This is a genomic window from Bradyrhizobium sp. NBAIM14 (assembly GCF_020193895.1).
Lineage (GTDB): Bacteria > Pseudomonadota > Alphaproteobacteria > Rhizobiales > Xanthobacteraceae > Bradyrhizobium > Bradyrhizobium yuanmingense.
On the sequence record NZ_JADYVQ010000010.1, the window covers coordinates 27,601 to 49,933 of the forward strand.

Here is a 22,333-nt window from a genome sequence, read left to right on the forward strand (position 1 = left end):
CCACTCGCCATTCGACTATCTTACGACTCGATCTTCACGTACTCGAAATCGCCGGGCTTGTTGTCGATGCCGACCTTGGGCGGCGAGATCCAGGAGGCGAACTGGCCGATCTCGGTGACGGGCTGCATCAGAGAGGTGATGAAGTCGCCGTCGCTGGCCGACGGCAGCCATTCGTCCTTGCGCTTGGCCCAGGTGGCATCGTCGATCAAAATGCCGTCGGGCGTCGCGTGCACGTCCTTGAACTCGCCGATGTGGCGGTGGAAGGCGACATTGGGCAGCGTCAGCTTGAAGTCGTAGCCGGCGGTCGAGATCACCTTGTTCCAGCGCAGCATGCCCTTGACGCAATCCTGGCTGTAATCGTCGCGCAGGCGCATGTTGAGCGCGGTCAACGCCGGCTCGTCGACCAGCTTGACCTCGCCGTTGATCAACTTGAGCACCGGATAGGTCGAATTCTTGAGCTGGTGATCGTCGTCGATCTGGGTCTCGTGATAGCGGCCCTTGATGCCGGCGTTGAAGGCGTTGGCCGCGTTGGTCGAGACTTCCGAGCCGAACAGGTCGAGCGAGAGCGTGTAGTGCAGGTTCAGCTTCTTCTGGATGGTCGGAAGATCGATCACGCCGAGCGCGCGGACTTTCGCGATGTCGGTGGGGTCGGTGATGCCGGCCGCCTTCATCGCATCGCAGGTGCGCTGCACGACGCGGGTGATGCCGGTCTCGCCGACGAACATGTGGTGCGCTTCCTCCGTCAGCATGAAGCGGCAGGTGCGCGACAAGGGATCGAAGCCGGACTGCGCCAGTGAGTGCAGCTGCATCTTGCCGTCGCGGTCGGTGAAATAGGTGAACATGAAGAAGGACAGCCAGTCCGGCGTCGCTTCGTTGAACGCGCCCAGCATGCGCGGCGCGTCGGCATCGCCGGAGCGACGGCGCAGCAAATCATCGGCTTCTTCACGTCCGTCGCGCCCGAAATATTTCTGGAGCAGGTAGACCATCGCCCAGAGGTGACGGCCTTCCTCGACGTTGACCTGGAACAGATTGCGCATGTCGTACAGCGAGGGCGCGGTCTTGCCGAGATGGCGCTGCTGCTCGACCGAGGCCGGCTCGGTGTCGCCCTGGATCACGATCAGGCGGCGCAGCATGGCGCGGTGCTCGCCCGGCACTTCCTGCCAGGCCGGCTCGCCATAATGCTCGCCGAACGGCACGACGCGGTTCTCTTCCTGCGGCGCAAGCAGGATGCCCCAGCGATATTCGGGCATGCGGACGTAGTCGAACTTGGCCCAGCCGCGCGGATCGACGGAGTAGGCGGTGCGCAAATAGACCAGCGATTCCTGGAACCCTTCCGGCCCCATGTCGCTCCACCAGTCCATGTAGCCGGGGTGCCAGCCTTCCAGCGCTTTGAGCACCTGGCGGTCTTCGGCGAGATTGACGTTGTTCGGAATCTTGGTCGAGTAGTCGACGTTCATGATGTTCATGTTCATGTGGACCTTCCGTGGGGGACTTACTCGTTTGAAGGGCGCGAAGGGCGAATGGCGAGTAGCGAATGGAATTCCCCTATTCGCTATTCGCCACTCCCTATTCGCTAGACTCGCGTCATATCGAATTTCGGTTTCTGGCCGCTGCCGTAGCGGCGCAGCGCGCCTTCCTCGCCGACGGCGTTCGGGCGCTGGAATATCCAGTTCTGCCACGCCGTAAGGCGCGCAAAGATCTTCGATTCCATCGTCTCGGGGCCGACGAAGCGCAGGCTCGCTTCCATGCCGGTGAGGCTGTCGGGCGAGAAGCTGGCGCGCTCCTCGAGGAAGACGCGGACCTCGTCGTCCCAGTCGATGTCGTCGAGCGCGAAGGTGACGAGGCCGAGCTCTTCGGCCTGCTCGGCGTCGAGGCTGGTGCCGAGCGTTGCTTCCGCGCGCTCCAGGTCGGACGGATCGGCCTGGAAGCGCGACTGCAGCCGCGTCAGGCCGTGGCTCATCGGATACGGGCCGAAGTTCATGGCAGACAACTCGATCGACGGCGGCGGGCGGTTATCGCCCTGGCGCGTGCCGATCAGCATGTAGGAGCGGTCGGCGGCGAAGACGAGCTCGGCGAGCGTGCCGGCAAAGCAGGAGCCGGGCTCGACCAGCGTCACCAGCGTGCGCGAGGTGACGTCGACGCGCTTGAGCACGCGCTTCCAGTAATGCCTGATCTCGTTGACCAGCCAGTGCGCCTTGTTGGCTTCGAGGAAAGCATCGCTGGCGAGCACATGGGCGCGATCGCCATGGCTCTTGAACACCAGCATCGCGATCTCGAGCTCGTTGATGCGCAAGTGGAGAATGGCGTCGTCGAGCTCGCGCGCCACTTGCAGCGGCCAGAACGCGGCGCCTTGCGCCATCATGCCGTCGATGTCGGCGGGCGGCGCGGTCTCCGGCGCCTTGATCGAGATGGTGGCGATGCGGGCGGTGCGATCGATGTCGACGGTGACGAAGCCGTAGCGGATGCTGTTTTCGTCGATCAGGCGCCTGAGCGGCGTCAGCGCGATGCCCTTGCCGCTGCCCTTGCGCGTCGAGGCCGCCGCAAACTCCTTGGCGCGCTCGGCGATCTTGGCCTCGAGCTTGGAGTTCGGTGCGATCTCGTCGACGAGGCGCCATTGCACGGCGCGCTTGCCCTTCACGCCTTCCTCGATGGTGCAGAAGACATCGGCGTGATCGCGCCGCACCTTGCGCTTGTCGACCACCCGCGTGAGACCGCCGGTGCCCGGCAGCACCGCGAGCAGCGGCACTTCGGGCAGCGCGACGGCGGACGAACCGTCGTCGGCGAGGATGATGTGATCGGTCGCGAGCGCCAGCTCATAGCCGCCGCCGGCAGCGGAGCCGTTCACGACCGTGATGAAGCGCTGGCCGGAATTCTCCGACGAATCCTCCATGCCGTTGCGGGTCTCGTTGGTGAACTTGCAGAAGTTCACCTTGTGGGCATGGGTCGAGCCCGCGAGCATGCGGATGTTGGCGCCGGCGCAGAACACGCGGTTCTTGGCCGAGCGCAGCACCACGACCTTCACTTGCGGATGCTCGAAGCGCAGGCGCTGGATCGCATCGGCCAGCTCGATGTCGACGCCGAGATCGTAGGAATTGAGCTTGAGCTGGTAGCCCTCGAACAGTCCGCCGTTCTCGTCGACATCCATGGTCAAGGTCGCGACGTCGCCATCGACCGCGAGCTTCCAATGCTTGTAGCGGGACGGTTCGGTCTGGAAATCGATGAATGTCGCGCCGCCTGCGAGGCGCCGATCTTCCCCGGCCATGAGCCACCCTTAAGCTTGGTTATGCATTTGGAGCGTTAGATGCACAATAGTGCATCTTGTTAGGTTAGTCTAGCCCGAATCGCGGATTCACATGCACTTTGCTTCATCTCGGCGGGCATGGGCTTCATGCAGCCTGAAGCCCTGGATCGTCCCGCAAGGCGGCCTTTGCGAACTGCACGATGGCATCGAGGGTCGGCCCCGCGGCCTCGCGATGCGGGGAATGCGCCGCCCCAGCCATGATCTTCAGGTCGACCGGGCAGTAACATTCCTCCTGCGCGATCTCGGCCTGGCGCAGCGTGCCGTATTGATCATCTGTGCCCTGCACGATCATGACGGGCACGCGGATGTATGCGAGGTATTCGGAGATATCCCAATCGCGGAACTTTGGATCGAGCCAGGCGCCGTTCCAGCCGTGGAAGGCGTTGTCGACGTCCTTGTGCCAGCGCGCCAGCTTTGTCTTGAGGTCCGTGGTCTCGAACGTCGTCTTGATCGCGGCGATGGATTTGATCGAGATGTCCTCGACGATGAAATGTGGCGCGATCAGCACGAGGCCGCTCAGGCGATGATCCTGATGCGCCCCGGCATAGATGGTGGCGATCGAGGCACCGTCGGAATGGCCGAGCAGGAGGCCGCGCTTGAAGCCGATCATGTCGAGCAGCTTCGGCAGCACGTCCAGCGCCTCGCGATGCATGTAGTCGAGCGGCCGCGGCAGTGCGACCGGGCTGGACTGGCCGTAGCCTGCGCGCGAATAGGCGAAGATGCCCGCGCCCGTGGCCTGCTGCAGCTTCTCAGGGAAATCACCCCAGAGGCCGACGGAGCCGAGGCCTTCATGCAGCATGACGATCGTGGGCGCGTCGGGGACTAGCGGCGCGAGCCATCTGTATTCGAGGCTGGCGCCGTCGATGTTGAGGAAGCCGGTGGGGGTGAGATTGGTCATTTCTGCGCTCTTCTCTCTCGATCGTCATGCCCGGGCTTGACCGGGCATCCACGTCTTATGGCAATCGCGGTGGCACGTGGATGGCCGGGTCAAGCCCGGCCATGACGAACCATCGTGCCTAGTCGCCTAATGCGCGCCTTCCCGCAGCTTGAACCTTTGGATCTTTCCGGTCGCGGTCTTCGGCAGCGAGTCCACCACATCGATCCAGCGCGGATATTTCCAGGGGCCGATCTTCTGCTTGACGTGCTCCTTGAGCATCTCCTGCAAATCCGTCGTCTTCGCGCCCGGGCGCAGCACGACGAAGGCCTTGGGCTTCAGGAGTCCTTCCGGATCGGCCTCGGGCACGACGGCAGCTTCCAGCACGGCCGGATGCGTGATCAGCGCGCTTTCGACTTCGAACGGCGAGACCCAGATACCGGAGACCTTGAACATGTCGTCGGCGCGGCCGCAGAAGGTGTAGCGGCCATCGGCGTCACGGACATATTTGTCGCCTGTGCGGGTCCACGGCCCTTCGAAGGTGCGGCGGCTCTTGTGACGCTGGTTCCAGTAGCCCTCGCCGGCGGAGGGCGCATCGACCAGGAGCTCGCCGACCTCGCCGTCGGCGACGTCCTGGCCCGCCTCGTTGACGAGCCGCACCGCATAGCCCGGCACCGGCTTGCCGGAGGAACCGTATCTGATGTCGCCGGGCGCGTTCGACAGAAAAATGTGCAACAGCTCGGTCGAGCCGACGCCATCGAGAATGTCGACACCAAACCGCGCCTTCCAGCTGTGGCCGACGGATTCCGGCAGCGCCTCGCCGGCGGAGGTGCAGATGCGCAAAGCCTTGCCGCCGCGCTTGCTCTTCATGGTCTCGTCGTTGAGCATCGCGGCGAACAAGGTCGGCACGCCATAGAAGATCGAGGGATTGTAGCGATTCATCAGGTCGAACATGCGCGCCGGCGTCGGCCGCTCGCTGTTGAGGATCACGCTGGCACCGACAGACATTGGAAAGGTCAGCGCATTGCCGAGGCCATAGGCGAAGAACAATTTCGCCGCGGAGAGACACACATCGCTCTCACGGATGCCGAGCACCTGCTTGGCATAGGTGTCGGCAGTGGCCTGCAAATTGGAGTGCAAATGGCGCACGCCCTTCGGCATGCCCGTCGAGCCCGACGAGTACAGCCAGAACGCCGGCTCGTCCGGATGCGTCACGGCGGTGGTGAACTGATCGTTCTCGCCAGCGAGCTCTTCGGCAAGCTGCTTGTGGCCGTTCTGCTTGGCGCCGGAGACCACGACATGCTCGAGATCCGGCATGCGGCCGACAACGTCCTTGATGACGGGATAGAGCGCTTCGGACACGAACAGCACGCGCGCGCGGCAGTCGGCGAGGATGTAGGCGTACTGGTCCGCGGTCAGCAGCGTGTTGAGCGGCACCGGCACGATGCCGGCGCGGATCGCGCCCAGGAACACGATCGGGAAATCGATTGTATCCAGCATGATCATCGCCACGCGCTCCTCGCGGCGGACGCCGAGCCGGCGCAGCATGTTGGCGGCGCGCCGGGTCTGTTGCTGGAGCTCGCCATAGGTGAGTCGCGAGACGGTGTCGTCGAAGGCGAGCTTACTGCCCCTGCCCTCCCTGACGTTACGGTCGAGCAGCCAGGTCACCGCGTTATAGGATCCCTCGCTCACGGACATCTCCCCGGAATTTAGAATTATAATTCATAGAAAGACACCACGGCGGCTTGCTGTCAATGCCAGCAGGCACTATGTTTCATTAAAACGCGCCGCAGGACCCCTGTAAAGAAGACTCATGACCGAAAGTCCCGACGCCGAATCCCGCTTCCTCGAACAACTCGGCCAGCGTGTGCGCACCATGCGCGCGCTGCGCGGCATGTCGCGCAAAGTGCTCGCCAAGGTATCGGGAATCTCGGAGCGCTACATCGCGCAGCTCGAGAGCGGCAAGGGCAATGTCTCGATCGTGCTGCTGCGCCGCGTCTCCGATGCGATGGGCGCGCATCTCGAAGATTTGCTCCCCTCGCCCGATCCGACGCCGGACTGGCAGATGTTTCGCGACCTCCTGCGCAAGGCGACGCCCGCGCAGATTGCTCAGGCCAAGGATCTGCTCGCCGGCGGCAGCGTAACCGCGCCCCGGCGCGCGCCGTTCTGCGGGATCGCGCTGATCGGCCTGCGCGGCGCCGGCAAGTCGACACTCGGACGCATGCTGGCGAAGAAGATCGGCTGGAGTTTCGTCGAGCTCAACAAGGAGGTCGAGCAGCAGAACGGGCTCTCGGTCGCCGAGATCATCGCGCTGTACGGCCAGGAAGGCTTTCGCCGCATGGAGCAGGCGGCACTGCAACAGCTGCTCGCGCGCAACGAGCTGATGGTGCTGGCAACCGGCGGCGGCATCGTCTCCGAGCCCCTGACCTTCGATCAGGTCCTCTCCTCGTTCTACACGATCTGGCTGAAGGCCGAGCCCGAGGAGCACATGGCGCGCGTGCGTCGCCAGGGCGATCTACGCCCGATGGCGGATGATCGCTCGGCGATGACGGAGCTGCGCAACATCCTGCTCAGCCGCGAGCCGCTCTATTCGCGCGCGACCGCGGTGGTGGATACCGCCGGCCTCTCCGTCGATGCCGCCGCCGCACGCCTGATCGATGCGGTGCGGCCGGTGCTGCAGAACGAAGCCCGCAGCTTCGGCCTGCGCAGCGTGGCGCTGTAGCGATGACGTCCACCGACGTCGCCACCTCCATGTTCGAGCGGATCGGCGGCAGCGCCACGATCGACGCCCTCGTCGACCGCTTCTACGACCGCATGGACACGCTGCCGGAGGCGAAGATCATCCGCGCCATGCATGCGGACGACCTTGGCCTGATCAGGGACGTGCTGAAGCGCTATCTCACCGAATGGACCGGTGGCCCGCGGCTCTATACACCCGAGAAAGGTCATCCGCGGCTGCGCCAGCGCCATTTCGGCTTCGCCATTGGGGACGCCGAGCGCGACGCCTGGATGCTCTGCATGCGCGGCGCGCTGGAGGAGACGATCACCGACGCCGCCGCGCGCCAGGATCTCGACAAGGCGATAGCGGGCCTGGCCGACTGGATGCGCAACCGGCCGTGACGGGGCGGCAGCGCTTCGGCGCAATTCGACGGCCACGCACCGGGTCATTTGAGTTCCGCTGCGATCGCCTGCTAAGCTCCAGGCATGACCGACATGCTCTGCGACACCATACGCATGGAGCGCGAAGTGACGGAGCGTTAGCGCGTGATGGACGCACCTCCCGATGTCATCCGTCGATCGCCCTCGCCGCGTCTTGCGCGGCTGATCTCCAGCATTTCCTTCTACCGCGAGCGCGGGATCGGCTTGGCCGCCTTCCGCCACGCCGCGCCGCTTGCACTGCCTCTGCTGGTGAATTTGGGAACGCCCTTCCGCATTGCGCTCGGACACCGACCGGACACCGCCGATGCGCGGCCGAGTTTCGCAGCGGGTCTGTTTCCTGGGCCGGTCGTGATCGAATCCGACGGGCGCGCCGAATGCGTTCAGGTCGATTTCACGCCGCTCGGGGCGTATCGCTTCTTCGGAGGCGCCGTGCCCGATCTGACCGCGCGGATCGTCGGGCTCGACGACATTCTGGGACGGCACGGCAGGGAGCTCCGCGCCAGGGTGGCCGAGGCGGCCGGCTGGCAGCGACGATTCGAGATCGTCGAAGACTTCGTGCTTCGCCGCGCCGTACACGAGCCCTCGCCTGAGGTCGCCTTCGCGCTGGAGACGCTGTGGCGAGGCGCGGGCGCGGTCAGGATCGCCGACATTGCCTCCGACTTGGAGCCGCAAGCATCTCACACGCCGCTTCCACCGCGAGATCGGCGCTCCGCCAAAGACGCTGGCCCAGATGCTGCGCTTTCATCGCGCTTGCGTCCTGGCCCGGACGGATGGCGCAGGCGGCTGGGCGGCCATTGCCGCGGACGCCGGCTATGCCGACCAGGCACATCTTGCTCGCGATTTCCGGATGTTCAGCGGAGAGACGCCGACCGGATGGGCCGCGCGGCTCGATGTCGTCGATTCACGCCTGATGCGGGACGGCGGGGGCTAGCGCCAAAACAGCGGCAAGACGGCGCGAGGCACGGTCAGGTCCCATTTGTTCAAGCCGGCCGCCATGATCCGAACTAGGGTCGGCTTCGCAACAAGCTTGCACCGAACCTGGAGAGTGTCATGAACCAGCCGAACGGCTACGAAGCGCCGCGCCTCTACCACACCATGCGCTGCAAGGATGCCGAGGCGATGATCGCCTGGCTGAAGAACGTTCTCGGCTTCACCGAACGGGTGGTGTACCGCAAGGAGGGCACGGTCGTTCACGCCGAGCTGGCGTTCGGATCGTCGATCCTCATGCTGGGCGCGCATCGCGACGACGCCTACGGCAAATTGGTTGGCGACATCGGCGGCCGGCGGACGGATGCCGTCTATCTGGCTGTCGATGATCCCGACGCGCTCTATGCGAAGGTGAAATCCGCTGGTGCAGAGATCGAGATGGAGCCCTACACGACCGATTATGGCAGCCGCGATTTCGCCGCACGCGATCCGGAGGGCGGGCTCTGGAGCTTCGGCACCTATTGGCCCAAGGTCGGCGAGCCGCCGCTCGCGGGATAGCGGGCGCTCGCGTCAAATACTGCTCCGCGGCCGAACCGTCTTGCTCGCTAGACCGACCAGTAATGCGGATGCGGGTAGGGCCGCGAGCGGTCGCCCCAGTCGAACGCGTCGCCATCGAACTCGCACGGGCCGCTGCTGAGTTCGTCCAGCGTCTGCTCGGTCTGGAACGCCTGCCGTGCTGGATCGTATTTCAGCGCGCTCCACTGCAGCGGATAATGGTGACGCGTACCGAGCAGCCCGCCGGTCTTGATCACGGCATAGGCGACCGTTCCGCTCATCTTGTCGAGCATCAACCGCTCGATCGTGCCGAGCTTCGTGCCGTCGCGTCCGTAGACGGCGACGTGCTCCACGCGATCACTGGGAACCATGGTGTGGTTCATGGTGTCCTCCCTGTTCTCGTCTGTTCACGATATTATAGCACCGGTTTCGCGGCGGCGGGAGCAGCTACAACTGCTGTAAGCGGCCCGCCCCGGCCACCAGAGCGTCACTTCAGCCGAATCGTGTCGACGCGACGGCACTGGACGCAATGATAAACGTGCTCCGCAGGCAGCGTGACTATTCCAGGTAGTGTCGCCAGGAACTTCATTGGCCGCCTGCATTTTGAGCAGATGAGGATCGGCGGATCGTCTTGGCGATCGGAACTCATACAATAACCGCGGCTGAAGGCCGCCCGCACGTTACTGCCGCGCTACGCGCGCTTCATCCCGGGACAACTACTGGCCTTGATCGGAATCCGGTCCGGCCTCGATCGGCGCGCTGCTTCACGCCCGCGTGAGGCGACTTCTTCCGGATTGTTGCGACGACATCGCGCCGCCCCCGGACGAAGCCATTTTCCTCACCCGGCGAAAAACGCCGGAAAGGCAGGCGGTCTAGATTCTCTGCATTGATCAACAACGGAGTTCGGTCATGTGGGGTCAACTTTTCAGCCTGATCTATCGCCTGTCCTGCCGGACCACCCTGATCGAGATCGGCACGCACCGCCTCGCGCGTTAGGTCCATGAAGCCCAAGGGAATTGGGTAAGATCGATTGACCAGATGACGGGGATTGCCATGCGCAAGCTGATCCTGATCGCCGCGATGTCGCTGCTCGCAAGCCAGGCCAATGCCGGAGGCTCGCGGAGCCTCAGCCTGGCGGCCAGCAATGCAAGCCAGCAGGCGGAACAGCCGGCCACTGCGACGCCAGTTCCAGCGCAGACGCCTCAAGCCCCGCCAACAACGAATGGGCCGACGGCGACCGCACCAGCTGCATCGACGGCGCCTGCCTCTGCAATTCCGGCCGCCACAACGTCGGCCCGGTCCGCAACGGCGTCGAGGGCCGAAACCGCCAAGCCGAAGCGCCGGCAGCCGTCCACCGAGGCGCGCGTGATCCGCGAGCTGCATCGGCACGGAATTTATTGGTGAGAGCTCACGTTATCTCTTCCGTCATTGCGAGCGCAGCGAAGCAATCCAGGATCTTTCCGCAGCGGCAGGCTGGATTGCTTTGCTGTGCTCGCAACGACGACGCGGCTGGAGCCGGGCTCAGATTCCCAGATATTTGTGCTGCAGGTCCGGCGCGGCCATCAGCTCGTCGGAGGTGCCGCTCCACACCGTCTTGCCGCGCTCGATGATGTAGTGGCGATCGCAGATGCGGGCGAGATGGTCGACGTTCTTGTCGACGACCAGGATCGACTGTCCGCGGCTCTTGAGTAGCGACAGGCAATTCCAGATCTCCTGCCGGATCAGCGGCGCGAGGCCTTCGGTCGCCTCGTCCAGGATCAGGAGCTTTGGATTCGTCATCAGCGCGCGGCCGATCGCGAGCATCTGCTGCTCGCCACCGGAAAGCTGGTTGCCCATGTTGGACGCGCGTTCGGCGAGGCGCGGAAACATCACGTAGATCGCGGCGAGCGTCCAGGGATTATCGCTGTTGAAGCGATCCGCCGCGGCCGCGACCAGGTTTTCGCGCACGGTGAGGTTCGGGAAGATCTGCCGGCCCTCGGGCACGAGACCAACACCGAGTTTCGCAATCCGGTAGGACGGAAGCTGCCGCACCTCCGCGCCCGCGAAGCGAATGGTGCCCGCGCGCGCCGGCGTCAGGCCCATGATGGAGCGGATGGTGGTGGTCTTGCCCATGCCGTTGCGGCCCATCAGCGAGACCATCTCGCCCGGCTTGATCGACAGCGACAGGCCGAACAGCACCTGGGACAGGCCGTAGCAGGTCTCGATGCCGTCGACCTCGAGCAGCGTGTCAGCCATGATGCGTCACCACATGCTGATCGCCGAGATAGGCGCGCTTGACGTCCTCATTGGCCCGGATCGCGGCCGGGTCGCCGGAGGCGATGACGCGGCCATAGACCAGCACCGTGATGCGGTCGGCCAGCGCGAACACCGCCGGCATGTCGTGCTCGACCAGCACGATCGAGACCTCTTTCCGCAGCTCCTGGAGCAGCTTCACCATGCGCTGGGATTCGGTCACGCCGAGGCCGGCCATCGGCTCGTCGAGTAGCAACAGCTTCGGCTTACTTGCGAGCGCGACTGCGAGCTCCAGCTCGCGGCGTTCGCCGTGGCTGAGCCTGGAGACCACGATATCGGCGCGATGGCCGAGGCCGACGCGATCGAGCGCCGCCTGGGCGGCATCGCGCAGACCCTTCTCTTTCCGCGCATTGGCGAAGAATCGGAACGAGGTGCCGGCATGCGCCTGCGCCGCCAGCGCGACATTGTCCGCGGCGGTGAAATCGAGCAGCAGCGAGGTGATCTGGAACGAACGCGCCAGGCCCAACGCGCAGCGGCGATAGGCTGGCAGATAGGTGATGTCGCGCCCCGCCAGCGAGACGCTGCCGGAATGCGGTTCGAGATGCCCGGTGAGCTGGCTGATCAGCGTGGTCTTGCCGGCGCCGTTCGGGCCGATGATGGCGTGCAGCTCGCCGGATGCGACGTCGAGCGAGACGTTGTCGGTGGCGATGATTCCGCCGAAGCGGCGCACCAGCTTTTCGACGCGGAGCAAGGGTTCAGCCACGGCCAGCCCTCCCGAGTGCGCCCATGATGCCGCCGCGGCCGAACAGGACGATGAGCAGCAGCAGCGGGCCCAGGATCAGCGCCCAATATTCGGTGATCTGCGACAGCAGTTCTTCCAGCAGCAGGAACACCACCGCACCCATGACCGGGCCGAACAGCGTGCCCATGCCGCCCAGGATCACCATCACCATGAGGTCGCCGGAACGGGTCCAGTACATCACGGCCGGGCTTACGAAATCGGTGTTGTTGGCGAGCAGCGCGCCGGCAAGGCCGCACATCGTGCCTGATATGACGAAGCAGACCAGTTGGTAACGCTTGGCCGGGAAGCCGATGGCCTGCATGCGCTGCTCGTTGGAACGCAGGCCCTGCACGACAAGACCGAAGCGCGAGTTGACGATGCGCCATATCAGGAGCATGACGCCGAAAAGGCAGGCGAGGCAGAGATAATAGAACTGCGTGCGGTTGCCGAGATCGATCAGGCCCGAGAAGTCGCTGCGCGTGTAGATGGTCAGGCCGTCGTCGCCGCCGTAACGAGCCAGGCCCGAGGCGACATAGTAGGCCATCTGGGCGAAGGCCAGCGTGATCATGATGAAGTAGACGCCACGGGTGCGCAGCGACAGCGCGCCGATCACCAGCGCATAGATCGCCGACGCCGCAATCGCGACCGGAAACTGGATGAAGCCGGACCCAACGCCTTCCTGCGCGAGCATGCCGACGGCATAGCCGCCGATGCCGAGATACGCGGCATGGCCAAAGCTCATCAGGCCCGCAAATCCCATGATGAGGTTGAGGCTCGCAGCCGCCAGCGCCAGGATGATGATGCGGGTGAACAGCGTCAGGATGAAGATGTTGCCGGTCAGCTGCGAATAGAGCGGCAGCAGCACGAGGCCCGCCAGCATCAGGGCCGTGACGGCCTTGCTCACGCTCAAACCCTTCATCGACGATTGGCCGGAAACAGCCCCTCCGGCCGCACCACCAGCACGATCGCCATCAGCAGATAGATCAGCATGGAGGACAGCGCGGGCGCGGCGGTGGATGCGGCGGCGCCGCTCAGCACCTGGCGGAGCAGGTTCGGAAGGAAGGCGCGGCCGAGCGTGTCGATCATGCCGACGAAGATCGCGGCGAGGAAAGCGCCGCGGATCGAACCGATGCCGCCGATCACGATGATGACGAAAGCGAGGATCAGGATGTTCTCGCCCATGCCGATCTGCACGGTCAGGATCGGCGCCTGCATCAGCCCGGCAAGGCCCGCGAGTGCGGCGCCCAGGCCGAACACCAGCGTGTAGAGCAGCTTGATGTTGATGCCGAGCGCGCCGATCATCTCGCGGTTGGATGCGCCGGCCCGGATCAGCATGCCGATGCGGGTGCGCATCACGCCGAGATAGAGCAGCAGCGCGACCAGCAGCGCTACCCCAATGATGGCGAGGCGATAGGCGGGATAGTGAATGCCGGGCAGGATCGGCACCGGCACGGTGAGCCAGGCCGGCAGCGGCAACGCCAGGCCCGCGGGGCCCCAGATCAGCCGCACGGCTTCGTTGAAGAACAGGATCAGGCCGAAGGTCGCGAGCACGTGGTCGAGATGGTCGCGGCCATAGAGATGCCGCAGCGCGCTCACCTCCAGCACGATGCCGAGCACGAGCGTCGCGCCCAACGCCATCAGCGCGCCGAGCAGGAAGCTGCCGGTCCAGGCCGCGAAGGTGGCGGCGAAATAGGCGCCCATCATATAGAGCGAGCCGTGCGCGAGGTTGACGAGATCCATGATCCCGAACACCAGCGTCAGGCCCGCGGCGAGCAGGAACAGCAGCAGACCGAACTGCAACCCATTCAAGAATTGTTCGACGACGAGCAGCATCAGGACTCTTTCAGGCGCATACAGACGCGCGCCGATGTTCGAACACTGTCGCCATCAGTGAAAGAGCTCCCCCTGCCTCTTCAAGGCCGAAAAATGGGTAATGGCAGTATCGTTCCGAGGCAAGAGCGATTCGACATCAAACATGCACTTTGTTGCATCTCGGCACGTGCGGCCGGGACGCGCCCCGCAATGCAAAAAGGCTGCCGCGCGGCATGAGGCAACCTGCCGCAGCGAAACGGCATCACCCTCTCACCGGCTGGCGGTGAGAGGGTACGATCGTCGTAAAATCGAGCAGGGCTGCGTCTAGTGCGACGTCATCTGCCGGGGGAGCTCGTCCGGCTCGGCGAGAACGCTGTTGGCCGTCGACGCCTCCAGGGCCGCCATCCGAAACAGATAAGCGAGCGTCGTCAATCCGGTGTCCTCCGCCATTTGCGCCAGTTCGAGCGCCATGTCGGACATGTAGCCGAGATCCTCGTCTTTCATTTGCGCCATGATCTGGCTGTCCCGCATCACGTTCGACATCTCAGGCGCTCTTTCGTTGCGCGGCAACATGACCGCAGAGGTTGGCACGGGCGATGGCATCGAGACGAGGGCCGTCCTGCTGCACGACCGAAGCCGTGCCGATCCGATGATGCAGGGCATCGAGCGTCTCCCGACGAATGTCGATGGTCGCCGCCATGGTCCATGCGTTCTCGACCAGAGCCGGTAGGCCGAGCGGCGTCACGACGAAGCCGGCTTCGTGGAAGCGCGGCAGCCACCAGGTCTCCATGATCGCGCTGACCTGCGCGATTCCCTGGTCGAGGCAGAACTCCTGCACCGCAGCCATCAGTTGCAGGTTGAGCGCGCCGTCGCGGCGATCGCGCACGACGAAGTAGCGCGACCATTCCCACACTAGCGGATCGGCGGGCCAGCCGCGAACCGCCGCCAGATGCGGAAACACCTCACTCATCATCGAGGGCTTGGTGGTCGGATAGAGCCGATGACCGCCCACGACGCGGCGGCCTTCCAGCGCCAGCAGGTAGACGGTGTCCTCGTCGTCGTAGGAATCGATCTCACGGCCATCCGGCCTGCGCAGCGTCTCCCAGCGCCGCTCCTCGACGAAGATGTCGTGACGCAGCCGGAAATGCTGCTCGATTACGTCTTCATAAAGGTGACGATTTACCGCGGAAACTGCGTGAATCATGAAAACCCCCATTCATCCTCAATGGGGGGAGATTCTGCGAAAAGACGCAGCTTCGGTATTGGGAAATTTCCCAGTAAGGCGGCTTAAGGATTGATGATCTTGTTCCGAATCGCCAGCGCGACCGCATGCGTACGGTTGACCGCGCCGAGCTTGCGCGCAGCAGTTGCAAGATGCTCTTCGGCGGTGCGCTGGGTGATGTGCAGGATCTCGCCGATTTCCCAGGCCGACTTCCCCTGCGAAGCCCAGGCGATCACCTCGCGTTCGCGCGGCGTGAGGCGCGTCGACGGATGCGGCATCGGCTCGAGCAGACGGCGAATGTGGTCGAAGCCATACATCGCCATCAGATGCAGCGCCGGCTTGCTGCGGGCATTGAGGTCGAGATGGACACCGCCGAGCGAGACCGCCGCCTCGTAGCCGGTGAGGCCGTGGATCGGCACGATGAAGCCGCGCGACATGCGGAACTCGCTGGCACGGTTCATCACCTCGGCCGCATTCGGCTCGAGTTCCGCATCATAGGGCGCTTCCGACCACTCGAACGGATTGACCGACTGCCGGCACAACCGCACCACGGGATCGAAACGATCGTAGTTTTTCTCGGTGTAGAGGCTGAACCATCCCGCAGGCCAGCGTTTGGCGAGCACCATCTGCGCAAACTGCTGATCGGGATTGGGCAACCCCGTCACGATGATGGTTTCGAAGCCGAAGCGACCGAACGCCGCTTCGAGCGCGTTCATGGCCTCTGGTACCTTGCGGTAGGTCTGCAGGCCTTCGATGAAGTCGAGCGCCTCCCGGCCATAGTCTACGGCGGACATCGTACGTTTCCTGACCCTCGCGCTTCCGTATAGCACGTATTCACAGACCGCCTCAATTCGCTGTGGCCGTAGTTTCCCGGTGCTCATGCGCTCTGAGGATTTAACTACTTGTGGCAGAATTGACGCCACGATACACCTGAGAACATCCGAAGCGGGAAGCCAACGATGGAAGACGAGGACATCGCCCTCAACAGCGTGCTCGGCCTGGAATTGAACCGCGTGTTTTTTGCCGTCCGCGAAACGGCGAACAAGCAGAAGATCATCGAGTTTGCGCGCGAGGTGCTGCAGAGCGAGCGCGCGGAGCTGGCCGAGAGCGTGTCGCCGGAAGGGCCGGCGAGCTAGAACGCCGCTGCAAAGACGACGCCGGAGCAACAGATCGCGTCACGAGGACGCCTCTCCATCTGACCGCGCGGGTTTTAGTCGAAACACTCTGACTGCGAATTTTGGCTTCCCTTCTCCCCTTGTGGGAGAAGGTGGCGCGAAGCGCCGGATGAGGGGTCTCTCTCCGCGAATCCAACTCCCATTTGAAGTCGCGGAGAGAGACCCCTCACCCGTCTCGCCGCTCTGCGGCGATCCACCCTCTCCCACAAGCGGAGAGGGAAAGCGCCAGCCTCCGGCCACATCGGCGCACACTTGCCGCTGGATGACAGCGCATCTCTCGTGAGATGATCGCCGCGATCTCTTGTCGATGCCAGGGACGGTTCAAGGCCATGATGACGCTGCGCCAGGTCGAAGTGATCCGTGCCGTGATGGTGACGGGCACCATCGGCGGTGCGGCGAAGCTGCTCAACGTCTCGGCGCCGGGGATCAGCCGCCTCGTCAAATACACCGAGCGCTCGCTCGGCATCCGCTTCTTCCAGCGCCAGAACGGGCGCTACTTCCCGACGCCGGAAGCGGAGAACATCTTCGAGCAGATCAACGGCGTCTACAAGAAGGTCGACGACCTCTCCGAGATCATCTCCAAGATCGGCCGCGGCGGCCTGTCGGAGCTGCGCATCGGCTCGGTGCCGAGCATCTCGCAGGTGATGGTGCCGCGTGCGATCGAGCGCGTCCGCCGCCGCTATCCCGATCTCGGCATCGACATCAACATCCTCAAGCTCGAGGAAGCCATCGACTACCTGATGCTCGGCCGCGGCGAATGCGTGGCGATGAGCTATCGGCTCGAGCATTCCGGGCTCGACTTCATGCCGCTCGCTTCGGGCGAGCTCTATTGCATCGTGCCGCCCGGCCACGAGCTCTCCGGCCGCAAGCAGGTCTCCGCCGCCGAGATCACGCGCTATCCGCTGATCGGCATCGATCCCAACGACCCCTACGGCCGGATCATGGCCGGGATCTTCGCGCGCCACCGGCTCGACTACAACATCACGATCCGCGCGCGCTTCGGCACCACCGTCTGCGCGCTGGTGAAGGCGGGACTCGGCATCGCCATCATCGACCAGTTCACCGTCGCCCATGGCGGCTATCCCGGGATCGAGCTTCTGAAGATCGCCGAGCCGACGCGCTTCGACACCTACATCGCAGTCAAGCGCGGCACGCCGCTGTCGCTGCATGCCGAGTATTTCATCGAGGCCCTGCGCGCCGAGATGCGCGCGGTCGAGCCCTCCCGCGGCAGTGGCAAGACCGCCCCTGCCCGCGGGCGGAGGAAATAACATGATGTTAGGTTTGCCAGATAAAAGGGTAATTGTGTTAGGCGGGGGAAAGGCTATCGTCGCAGCTGGAATTGCACGGATTTCCCCGCTAATGGCCGGGTCCGGACGCTCCCTTTGAGACGATAGCGAACCATGTCGAAACGCGGATACGCCGCCAGCAAGAAACTCCTTACCGGCCTGATCGGCGCCCCGATCGCGCATTCCGCCTCGCCTGCCATGCATGAGCGCGCCGCCGAGGCGCTCGGCCTGCGCGGCCATTACCAGCTTATCGAGGTCGCCGGCGCCGATGCGGCCGGGCTGCGCATGATGCTCGAGGGCATCCGGCGGCTCGGCTTTGCCGGCGTCAATGTCACCTACCCCTACAAGGAAGCGGTGGTGCCGCTGCTCGACGCGCTGGCGCCGGGCGCAGCCGGCATGGGCGCGGTCAACACCGTCGTCGTCAGGGACGGCCGGCTGACCGGCCACAACACCGACACCACGGGTTTCGCGCGGGCGGTGACGCCATTGCTGGCGCCCTCCGGCAACGCCATCGCCCTGATCGGCGCCGGCGGCGTCGGCAAGGCCATCGCGTTTGCGCTGGCGAGCCGAGAGGTGGCTGACATCCGCATTTTCGACAGCGAGCCGGCGCGCGCCGAGAAGCTGGCCGCCATGCTCGCCCCGCACGGCGCCCGCGTTGCCGCCAGCGTCGAGGATGCGCTCGAGGGCGCGACCGGTCTCGTCAACGGCACGCCGGTCGGCATGCTGCCGAACCGTGACACGCCGGTGCCGGCGGGACTGCTCAGGGCGGACCTATGGGTCGCCGACGCCGTCTATTCGCCGCTGATCACGCCGCTGCTGGCCGCAGCGCGAGAGAAAGGCGCGAAGATCATGACCGGCCGCGACCTCGCGATCTACCAGGCCGCCGACGCCTTCGAATTGTTCACAGGCCTTGCCCCATCCACCGAGATCATGGGAGAGGCTTTCGACGCCGTGATGGCAGCGCGCAGCGCCGCCTATCAGGCAGCTTGAGGCGAAGCGGCCGGATACAAGGCCGCTTGCAAGATTTGAAACGGGAGGAGAGGACGATGAAATCAACGCTAGTGGTGGGCGCATTGCTCACCGTCATGACCGCAACGGGCGCCTTTGCCCAGGCGATCAAGCTCGCCAATGTCGCGGAGCTCTCGGGCGGCGGCGCTACCGTCGGCACCAACTGGAAGAACGGCATCGACCTCGCGATCGAGGAGATCAACGCCAAGGGCGGCGTGCTCGGCCGCAAGCTCGAGGTCAGCCACGCCGACTCGCAGTCCAACCCCGGGGTGGCGCGCGCCCAGGTGCAGAAGGCGCTCGACGCCGAGCCCTATGTGCTGCTCGGGCCCGGTTATTCCGGCTCGGTGAAGGTGACCGCGCCGCTCGCGGCCGAAGCCGGCATCGCGCAGATCATGGGCGGCGAAGCCGCCGAGCTGACGCAGACAGGAAACAAGTTCCTGTTCCGCACCTCCTTCGGCCAGCAATCCTCAATGCCGAAGGTCGCAAAGTACATCCACGACGAGATGAAGGCGAAGACCGTTGCGGTGGTCTGGGTCAACAACGATTTCGGCCGCGGTGGCCGCGACGTCGTGGTCAAGGAGCTCGACCGGCTCGGCTCCAAGGTCGTCGCCGATCTCTCCACCGAAGCGGGCCAGGCCGACTTCGCCGCCGACGTCGGCAAGATCAAGGCCGCCAATCCCGACGCCGTGTTCGTCTACCTGAACGAGGAAGAGAGCGCGCGCATCCTGAAGGAGCTGAAGCGCCAGGGCGTCACCGCGCCGCTGATGGGCGAGACCACGCTGATCGGCCAGAAGGTGATCGAGCTCGCGGGCGATGCCGCCAACGGCGCGCGCGGCCATGTCGGCCTCACCACCGACGCGCCGGTCGATCTGGTCAAGGCGTTCCGCGAGAAGTTCTCCAAGAAGTACAATTACGTCCCCGATCATAACGGCCTGAAGGGCTACCTCGCCGTCTACATGGTGAAGGCGACCACGGAAAAGATGGGCAAGGTCGACCCGAAGAAGTTCGCCGACACGCTGCACGGCCTCACCATCAAGGCCGCGGACGAGCCGGGCATTTTGATGGACGTCACCTTCAGCGACACCGGCGACATCGACCGCCAGAGCTTCCTGGTCGAGGTGGTCGAAGGCAAGCAGGTGGTGAAGCAGGTGCTGCCCAAGGTGAAGTGAAGCGTGGCCCTTCTCCCTCGCCCCGCTCTACGCGGGGAGAGATCTTTCGTCTCCCTCTCCCCGCCCCTTCGCGGGGAGAGGGCGGGGTGAGGGGCTGCTTCCGCGACGACGGTGACAATCGAGTACGCGGAGACAGCCCCTCACCCCAACCCTCTCCCCGTAAGTACGGGGAGAGGGAGAAGAAAGAGAGCGGGGAGAGGGAGAGGAAAGAGGGGAACATGTCCAACCTATTCGATCTACTGGTCGCGGGGCTCGCCACCGGCGCCATCTACGCGCTGGTCGCCGTCGGCTTCACGCTGCTGTGGCAGACCTCGCAGACTATCAATTTCGCGCAAGGCGAGTTCGTGATGCTGCCGGCGTTCCTGATGCTGGCCGCGATGCATGTGGGCGCGCCGTTCTGGCTCGCGATCATCGTCGGCATCCTGCTCTCGCTGATCCTGCTCGGGCTCGCCTTCAAGATGCTGCTGGTGGACCCGATGATGCGTCACGGTGTGCTACCGCTGGCGATCGCGACCATGGCGCTCGCGATCGGCATCAAGGAATCGGTCAAGCAGTTCTACAGCGCGGAGGCTTCGCCCTTCCCCTCGATCGTGCCGACCGGCGACATCTCCATCCTCGGCCATGCTGTGTCGCTGCAGAGCATCGGCGTGCTCACTGTTGCCATCCTCGCCGTTCTCGGCCTGACCACGCTGCTGAGCCGTACCTCGCTCGGCCACCAGATGCAGGCGGCGGCGCAGAACCCGACGGTGGCCCGCATCATCGGCGTCCCGGTCGAGCGCATGATCCTGCTGACCTTCCTGATCAACGCCTTCCTGGTGGCGCTGGCCTCGCTGCTGATCACACCGATCTACCTCGCAAAATTCTCGTCCGGCGAGGTGCTGGGCCAGGCCGCCTTCATCGCCGCGATCGTCGGCGGCTTCAACCAGGTGCGCGGCGCCATCGCCGGCGGCCTGCTGATCGGCGTACTCGACAATCTCGCGGCGGCCTATGTGTCGACGCAGTATCGCGCCGCCGTGCCGATGATGTTCCTGATCGCCGTCATCCTGTTCCGGCCGCAGGGCTTGCTCGGCCGTGCCGAGGAGCGCACCGTATGAGCGGCATCGCCAAACCCCTGAAGATCGCGCTCGGCCTTGCCATCCTCGCCGCGCTGATCATCGTCCCCATGAACTTCAACCGCTACGGCCTGTTCATCCTGAGCCAATGGGCGGTGATGAGCATCGCCGCCATGGGGCTCAATCTCACGCTCGGCTATGCCGGCCAGGTCTCGCTGGCGCAAGGCGCCTTCGTCGGCATCGGCGCCTATGCCGCCGCGATCATGACCACACATGGCTGGCCGCTGCCGGCGGCGATCCTGGTGGCGATCGTCTTGAGCTTTGCGATCGGCTGGGTGCTCGGCTATCCCGCACTGCGCGTGCAGCACCATTACCTCGCCTTCGTCACCCTCGCCTTTTCCACCCTCGCCTTCCTGGTGTTCCGCAACGAGAGCTGGCTGACCGGCGGCATCTACGGCATCTCCAACATCCCACGTCCGCACATCTTCGGCATCGCGACCAACAAGCCGCTGCCGTTCTACTATGTCTGCCTCGGCTCGCTCGCGATCGTCTCGCTTGCGGTGTGGTGGCTGATCCGTTCGCCCTGGGGCCGTGCCTTCATGGCGCTGCGCGAGAATCCGTTGCGCGCGCAATCCCTCGGCGTCGATACCCGCCGCTACACGCTGATGGCCTTCGCGATCGGCTCGGCACTCGGCGGCGTCGCCGGAGCGCTCTATGCGCCGCTGACGCAATATATCGATCCCGTGCCGTTCAACCTGTCGCTCTCGCTCGACCTCCTGCTGATGGTGATCGTCGGCGGCGCCGGCTTCTATTTCGGTCCGTTCCTGGGAGCGATGATCGCGGTGCTGCTGCCGGAATGGCTGCGCTTCACGGAAGGCTACTACCTGATGCTCTACGCCGTCGCCGTGATGCTGCTGCTGATCTGGTCGCCGACCGGGATTCTCGGAATCCTCGACCGATATCTCGCCGAGCGCCGCACCAAGGCGGCGTCCGCGCTGCGCGCCGTCGCAAAGTCGCGCCTGGAGACGGCGCAATGAGCGCGGTCCTCGAAGTCACCGACATCAAGAAGAGCTTTGGCGGCATCCACGCCGTCAACGGGGTCTCGTTCGACGTGCGCGAGGGCGAGATCCTCGGCCTGATCGGGCCGAACGGCTGCGGCAAGTCCACGCTGTTCAACTGCATCCTCGGCCAGCTCACGCCGACCGGCGGCGAAGTCAAGCTCGACGGACAGGTCGTCACGGGCCTGCGTCCCTCCGAGCTCAACAAGCTCGGGGTCAGCCGCACCTTCCAGCTGTTGCAGGTGTTCCCAAAGCTCTCGGTGCGCGAGAACCTGATCCTCGCCGGACAGGAGCACCAGGGCAACATGGCCTCGCGCCTGGTCGGCCGCTCCGATGCCGGGCTGACGGAGGCCGCGAACCAGATGATCGGCTTCTTCAAGCTCGACCATCTCGCCGACGAGCCGGCTGGGGGTCTCTCTTATGGTCAGCAAAAACTGCTCGATGCCGCCATGGCCTTCATGGGCGGCTCGCGCCTGGTGCTGCTCGACGAGCCAGCCGGCGGCGTCAACCCGTCGATGCTGGCGGACCTCAAGGAGCGCCTGGTCGCGATCAACCGCGAGAAGAACGCCACCTTCGTCGTGATCGAGCACAACATGGAGTTCGTGATGTCGCTGTGCTCGCGCGTGATGGTGATGGCGGAAGGCAAGGTGCTGGCGATGGGCCGGCCCGACGAGGTCCGCAAGAACCCCGCCGTGATCGAAGCCTATCTCGGACATTAGGAG

24 protein-coding genes are annotated in these 22,333 nt (G+C 64.7%); 12 read left to right on the forward strand and 12 right to left on the reverse strand.

The genetic code is table 11. The features are described 5' to 3' along the window. Positions 1-20: 20 nt before the first annotated feature. The 4 genes from boxB to I6F28_RS22655 form a co-directional block, all read right to left on the reverse strand. The gene (gene boxB / locus I6F28_RS22640) at positions 21-1,472 is read right to left on the reverse strand and encodes a benzoyl-CoA 2,3-epoxidase subunit BoxB (RefSeq protein ID WP_212256045.1); all 1,452 of its coding nucleotides are present in this window, start codon (positions 1,470-1,472) and stop codon (positions 21-23) included. A 101-nt stretch (positions 1,473-1,573) separates the two neighbouring features. Next, positions 1,574-3,262, reverse strand: coding sequence for a 2,3-epoxybenzoyl-CoA dihydrolase (gene boxC, locus I6F28_RS22645; protein ID WP_225141138.1), 1,689 nt, complete (start codon positions 3,260-3,262; stop codon positions 1,574-1,576). Positions 3,263-3,386: 124 nt separating this feature from the next. After that, positions 3,387-4,199 (reverse strand): alpha/beta fold hydrolase, encoded by an 813-nt coding sequence (locus I6F28_RS22650; RefSeq protein WP_225141140.1) that lies wholly within the window; start codon positions 4,197-4,199, stop codon positions 3,387-3,389. Between the two features lie 126 nt (positions 4,200-4,325). Then, entirely contained in the window at positions 4,326-5,867 is a 1,542-nt protein-coding gene (locus I6F28_RS22655; RefSeq protein WP_225141142.1) for a benzoate-CoA ligase family protein, read from the reverse strand. A gap of 121 nt (positions 5,868-5,988) precedes the next feature. Between I6F28_RS22655 and I6F28_RS22660 the strand changes: the two genes are divergently transcribed. From I6F28_RS22660 to I6F28_RS22675, 4 genes are all read left to right on the forward strand, one after another. Then, positions 5,989-6,897 carry a helix-turn-helix transcriptional regulator gene (locus tag I6F28_RS22660; RefSeq protein WP_225141144.1) on the forward strand — a complete coding sequence of 303 codons (909 nt, stop codon included), beginning with the start codon at positions 5,989-5,991 and terminating at the stop codon, positions 6,895-6,897. A gap of 2 nt (positions 6,898-6,899) precedes the next feature. After that, positions 6,900-7,295: a group II truncated hemoglobin gene (locus I6F28_RS22665; protein ID WP_057028463.1), complete on the forward strand. Its 396-nt coding sequence runs from the start codon at positions 6,900-6,902 to the stop codon at positions 7,293-7,295. A gap of 688 nt (positions 7,296-7,983) precedes the next feature. Beyond that, positions 7,984-8,265: a helix-turn-helix domain-containing protein gene (locus tag I6F28_RS22670; RefSeq protein ID WP_225141146.1), complete on the forward strand. Its 282-nt coding sequence runs from the start codon at positions 7,984-7,986 to the stop codon at positions 8,263-8,265. Between the two features lie 119 nt (positions 8,266-8,384). Further along, positions 8,385-8,819: a VOC family protein gene (locus I6F28_RS22675; protein ID WP_225141148.1), complete on the forward strand. Its 435-nt coding sequence runs from the start codon at positions 8,385-8,387 to the stop codon at positions 8,817-8,819. 47 nt (positions 8,820-8,866) lie between these two features. Here I6F28_RS22675 and I6F28_RS22680 read toward each other — a convergent pair whose 3' ends face one another. Continuing rightward, positions 8,867-9,199, reverse strand: a complete 333-nt coding sequence (locus I6F28_RS22680; protein WP_036001758.1) for a PRC-barrel domain-containing protein — start codon at positions 9,197-9,199, stop codon at positions 8,867-8,869. Between the two features lie 655 nt (positions 9,200-9,854). Here I6F28_RS22680 and I6F28_RS22685 point away from each other — a divergent pair. Next, the gene (locus I6F28_RS22685) at positions 9,855-10,220 is read left to right on the forward strand and encodes a hypothetical protein (protein WP_524536113.1); all 366 of its coding nucleotides are present in this window, start codon (positions 9,855-9,857) and stop codon (positions 10,218-10,220) included. A 117-nt stretch (positions 10,221-10,337) separates the two neighbouring features. On the opposite strand, the gene I6F28_RS22690 is transcribed toward I6F28_RS22685, so the two are convergent. From I6F28_RS22690 to I6F28_RS22720, 7 genes are all read right to left on the reverse strand, one after another. Next, positions 10,338-11,051: an ABC transporter ATP-binding protein gene (locus I6F28_RS22690; RefSeq protein ID WP_036001768.1), complete on the reverse strand. Its 714-nt coding sequence runs from the start codon at positions 11,049-11,051 to the stop codon at positions 10,338-10,340. Further along, the gene (locus I6F28_RS22695) at positions 11,044-11,811 is read right to left on the reverse strand and encodes an ABC transporter ATP-binding protein (RefSeq protein WP_036001772.1); all 768 of its coding nucleotides are present in this window, start codon (positions 11,809-11,811) and stop codon (positions 11,044-11,046) included. The genes I6F28_RS22690 and I6F28_RS22695 overlap by 8 nt, the downstream gene beginning before the upstream one ends. After that, positions 11,804-12,748, reverse strand: coding sequence for a branched-chain amino acid ABC transporter permease (locus I6F28_RS22700; protein WP_225141150.1), 945 nt, complete (start codon positions 12,746-12,748; stop codon positions 11,804-11,806). Before I6F28_RS22700 ends, I6F28_RS22695 begins: the two co-directional genes overlap by 8 nt. Continuing rightward, the gene (locus I6F28_RS22705; protein WP_036001780.1) at positions 12,745-13,662 is read right to left on the reverse strand and encodes a branched-chain amino acid ABC transporter permease; all 918 of its coding nucleotides are present in this window, start codon (positions 13,660-13,662) and stop codon (positions 12,745-12,747) included. Before I6F28_RS22705 ends, I6F28_RS22700 begins: the two co-directional genes overlap by 4 nt. Before the next feature lie 303 nt (positions 13,663-13,965). Continuing rightward, entirely contained in the window at positions 13,966-14,184 is a 219-nt protein-coding gene (locus tag I6F28_RS22710; protein WP_036001783.1) for a hypothetical protein, read from the reverse strand. 1 nt (position 14,185) lies between these two features. Further along, on the reverse strand, positions 14,186-14,845 hold the full coding sequence (locus I6F28_RS22715; RefSeq protein WP_036020350.1) for an acyl-homoserine-lactone synthase: 660 nt from the start codon (positions 14,843-14,845) through the stop codon (positions 14,186-14,188). Between the two features lie 83 nt (positions 14,846-14,928). After that, complete coding sequence (locus tag I6F28_RS22720) at positions 14,929-15,657, reverse strand: helix-turn-helix transcriptional regulator (protein ID WP_036001794.1); 729 nt, start codon at positions 15,655-15,657, stop codon at positions 14,929-14,931. Between the two features lie 165 nt (positions 15,658-15,822). Between I6F28_RS22720 and I6F28_RS22725 the strand changes: the two genes are divergently transcribed. From I6F28_RS22725 to I6F28_RS22755, 7 genes are all read left to right on the forward strand, one after another. Beyond that, positions 15,823-15,999, forward strand: coding sequence for a hypothetical protein (locus I6F28_RS22725; RefSeq protein WP_036001797.1), 177 nt, complete (start codon positions 15,823-15,825; stop codon positions 15,997-15,999). A 368-nt stretch (positions 16,000-16,367) separates the two neighbouring features. After that, positions 16,368-17,306 (forward strand): LysR family transcriptional regulator, encoded by a 939-nt coding sequence (locus tag I6F28_RS22730; protein ID WP_036001799.1) that lies wholly within the window; start codon positions 16,368-16,370, stop codon positions 17,304-17,306. Positions 17,307-17,438: 132 nt separating this feature from the next. Next, the gene (locus tag I6F28_RS22735) at positions 17,439-18,314 is read left to right on the forward strand and encodes a shikimate dehydrogenase (protein WP_225141152.1); all 876 of its coding nucleotides are present in this window, start codon (positions 17,439-17,441) and stop codon (positions 18,312-18,314) included. A 56-nt stretch (positions 18,315-18,370) separates the two neighbouring features. Beyond that, positions 18,371-19,501, forward strand: a complete 1,131-nt coding sequence (locus I6F28_RS22740; protein WP_036001805.1) for an ABC transporter substrate-binding protein — start codon at positions 18,371-18,373, stop codon at positions 19,499-19,501. A 218-nt stretch (positions 19,502-19,719) separates the two neighbouring features. After that, positions 19,720-20,595, forward strand: coding sequence for a branched-chain amino acid ABC transporter permease (locus I6F28_RS22745; RefSeq protein ID WP_109142166.1), 876 nt, complete (start codon positions 19,720-19,722; stop codon positions 20,593-20,595). After that, entirely contained in the window at positions 20,592-21,590 is a 999-nt protein-coding gene (locus I6F28_RS22750) for a branched-chain amino acid ABC transporter permease (RefSeq protein ID WP_225141154.1), read from the forward strand. Before I6F28_RS22745 ends, I6F28_RS22750 begins: the two co-directional genes overlap by 4 nt. Then, positions 21,587-22,330, forward strand: coding sequence for an ABC transporter ATP-binding protein (locus tag I6F28_RS22755; protein WP_036001814.1), 744 nt, complete (start codon positions 21,587-21,589; stop codon positions 22,328-22,330). Before I6F28_RS22750 ends, I6F28_RS22755 begins: the two co-directional genes overlap by 4 nt. Positions 22,331-22,333: the final 3 nt, after the last annotated feature.

Bases quoted from the DNA above. Each gene is read 5' to 3' on its own strand.
- boxB (WP_212256045.1), bottom strand. From the start codon at position 1,472: ATGAACATGAACATCATGAACGTCGACTACTCGACCAAGATTCCGAAC.
- boxC (WP_225141138.1), bottom strand. From the start codon at position 3,262: ATGGCCGGGGAAGATCGGCGCCTCGCAGGCGGCGCGACATTCATCGAT.
- I6F28_RS22650 (WP_225141140.1), bottom strand. From the start codon at position 4,199: ATGACCAATCTCACCCCCACCGGCTTCCTCAACATCGACGGCGCCAGC.
- I6F28_RS22660 (WP_225141144.1), top strand. From the start codon at position 5,989: ATGACCGAAAGTCCCGACGCCGAATCCCGCTTCCTCGAACAACTCGGC.
- I6F28_RS22665 (WP_057028463.1), top strand. From the start codon at position 6,900: ATGACGTCCACCGACGTCGCCACCTCCATGTTCGAGCGGATCGGCGGC.
- I6F28_RS22675 (WP_225141148.1), top strand. From the start codon at position 8,385: ATGAACCAGCCGAACGGCTACGAAGCGCCGCGCCTCTACCACACCATG.
- I6F28_RS22680 (WP_036001758.1), bottom strand. From the start codon at position 9,199: ATGAACCACACCATGGTTCCCAGTGATCGCGTGGAGCACGTCGCCGTC.
- I6F28_RS22685 (WP_524536113.1), top strand. From the start codon at position 9,855: ATGACGGGGATTGCCATGCGCAAGCTGATCCTGATCGCCGCGATGTCG.
- I6F28_RS22690 (WP_036001768.1), bottom strand. From the start codon at position 11,051: ATGGCTGACACGCTGCTCGAGGTCGACGGCATCGAGACCTGCTACGGC.
- I6F28_RS22700 (WP_225141150.1), bottom strand. From the start codon at position 12,748: ATGAAGGGTTTGAGCGTGAGCAAGGCCGTCACGGCCCTGATGCTGGCG.
- I6F28_RS22705 (WP_036001780.1), bottom strand. From the start codon at position 13,662: ATGCTGCTCGTCGTCGAACAATTCTTGAATGGGTTGCAGTTCGGTCTG.
- I6F28_RS22710 (WP_036001783.1), bottom strand. From the start codon at position 14,184: ATGTCGAACGTGATGCGGGACAGCCAGATCATGGCGCAAATGAAAGAC.
- I6F28_RS22715 (WP_036020350.1), bottom strand. From the start codon at position 14,845: ATGATTCACGCAGTTTCCGCGGTAAATCGTCACCTTTATGAAGACGTA.
- I6F28_RS22720 (WP_036001794.1), bottom strand. From the start codon at position 15,657: ATGTCCGCCGTAGACTATGGCCGGGAGGCGCTCGACTTCATCGAAGGC.
- I6F28_RS22725 (WP_036001797.1), top strand. From the start codon at position 15,823: ATGGAAGACGAGGACATCGCCCTCAACAGCGTGCTCGGCCTGGAATTG.
- I6F28_RS22730 (WP_036001799.1), top strand. From the start codon at position 16,368: ATGATGACGCTGCGCCAGGTCGAAGTGATCCGTGCCGTGATGGTGACG.
- I6F28_RS22735 (WP_225141152.1), top strand. From the start codon at position 17,439: ATGTCGAAACGCGGATACGCCGCCAGCAAGAAACTCCTTACCGGCCTG.
- I6F28_RS22740 (WP_036001805.1), top strand. From the start codon at position 18,371: ATGAAATCAACGCTAGTGGTGGGCGCATTGCTCACCGTCATGACCGCA.
- I6F28_RS22745 (WP_109142166.1), top strand. From the start codon at position 19,720: ATGTCCAACCTATTCGATCTACTGGTCGCGGGGCTCGCCACCGGCGCC.
- I6F28_RS22750 (WP_225141154.1), top strand. From the start codon at position 20,592: ATGAGCGGCATCGCCAAACCCCTGAAGATCGCGCTCGGCCTTGCCATC.
- I6F28_RS22755 (WP_036001814.1), top strand. From the start codon at position 21,587: ATGAGCGCGGTCCTCGAAGTCACCGACATCAAGAAGAGCTTTGGCGGC.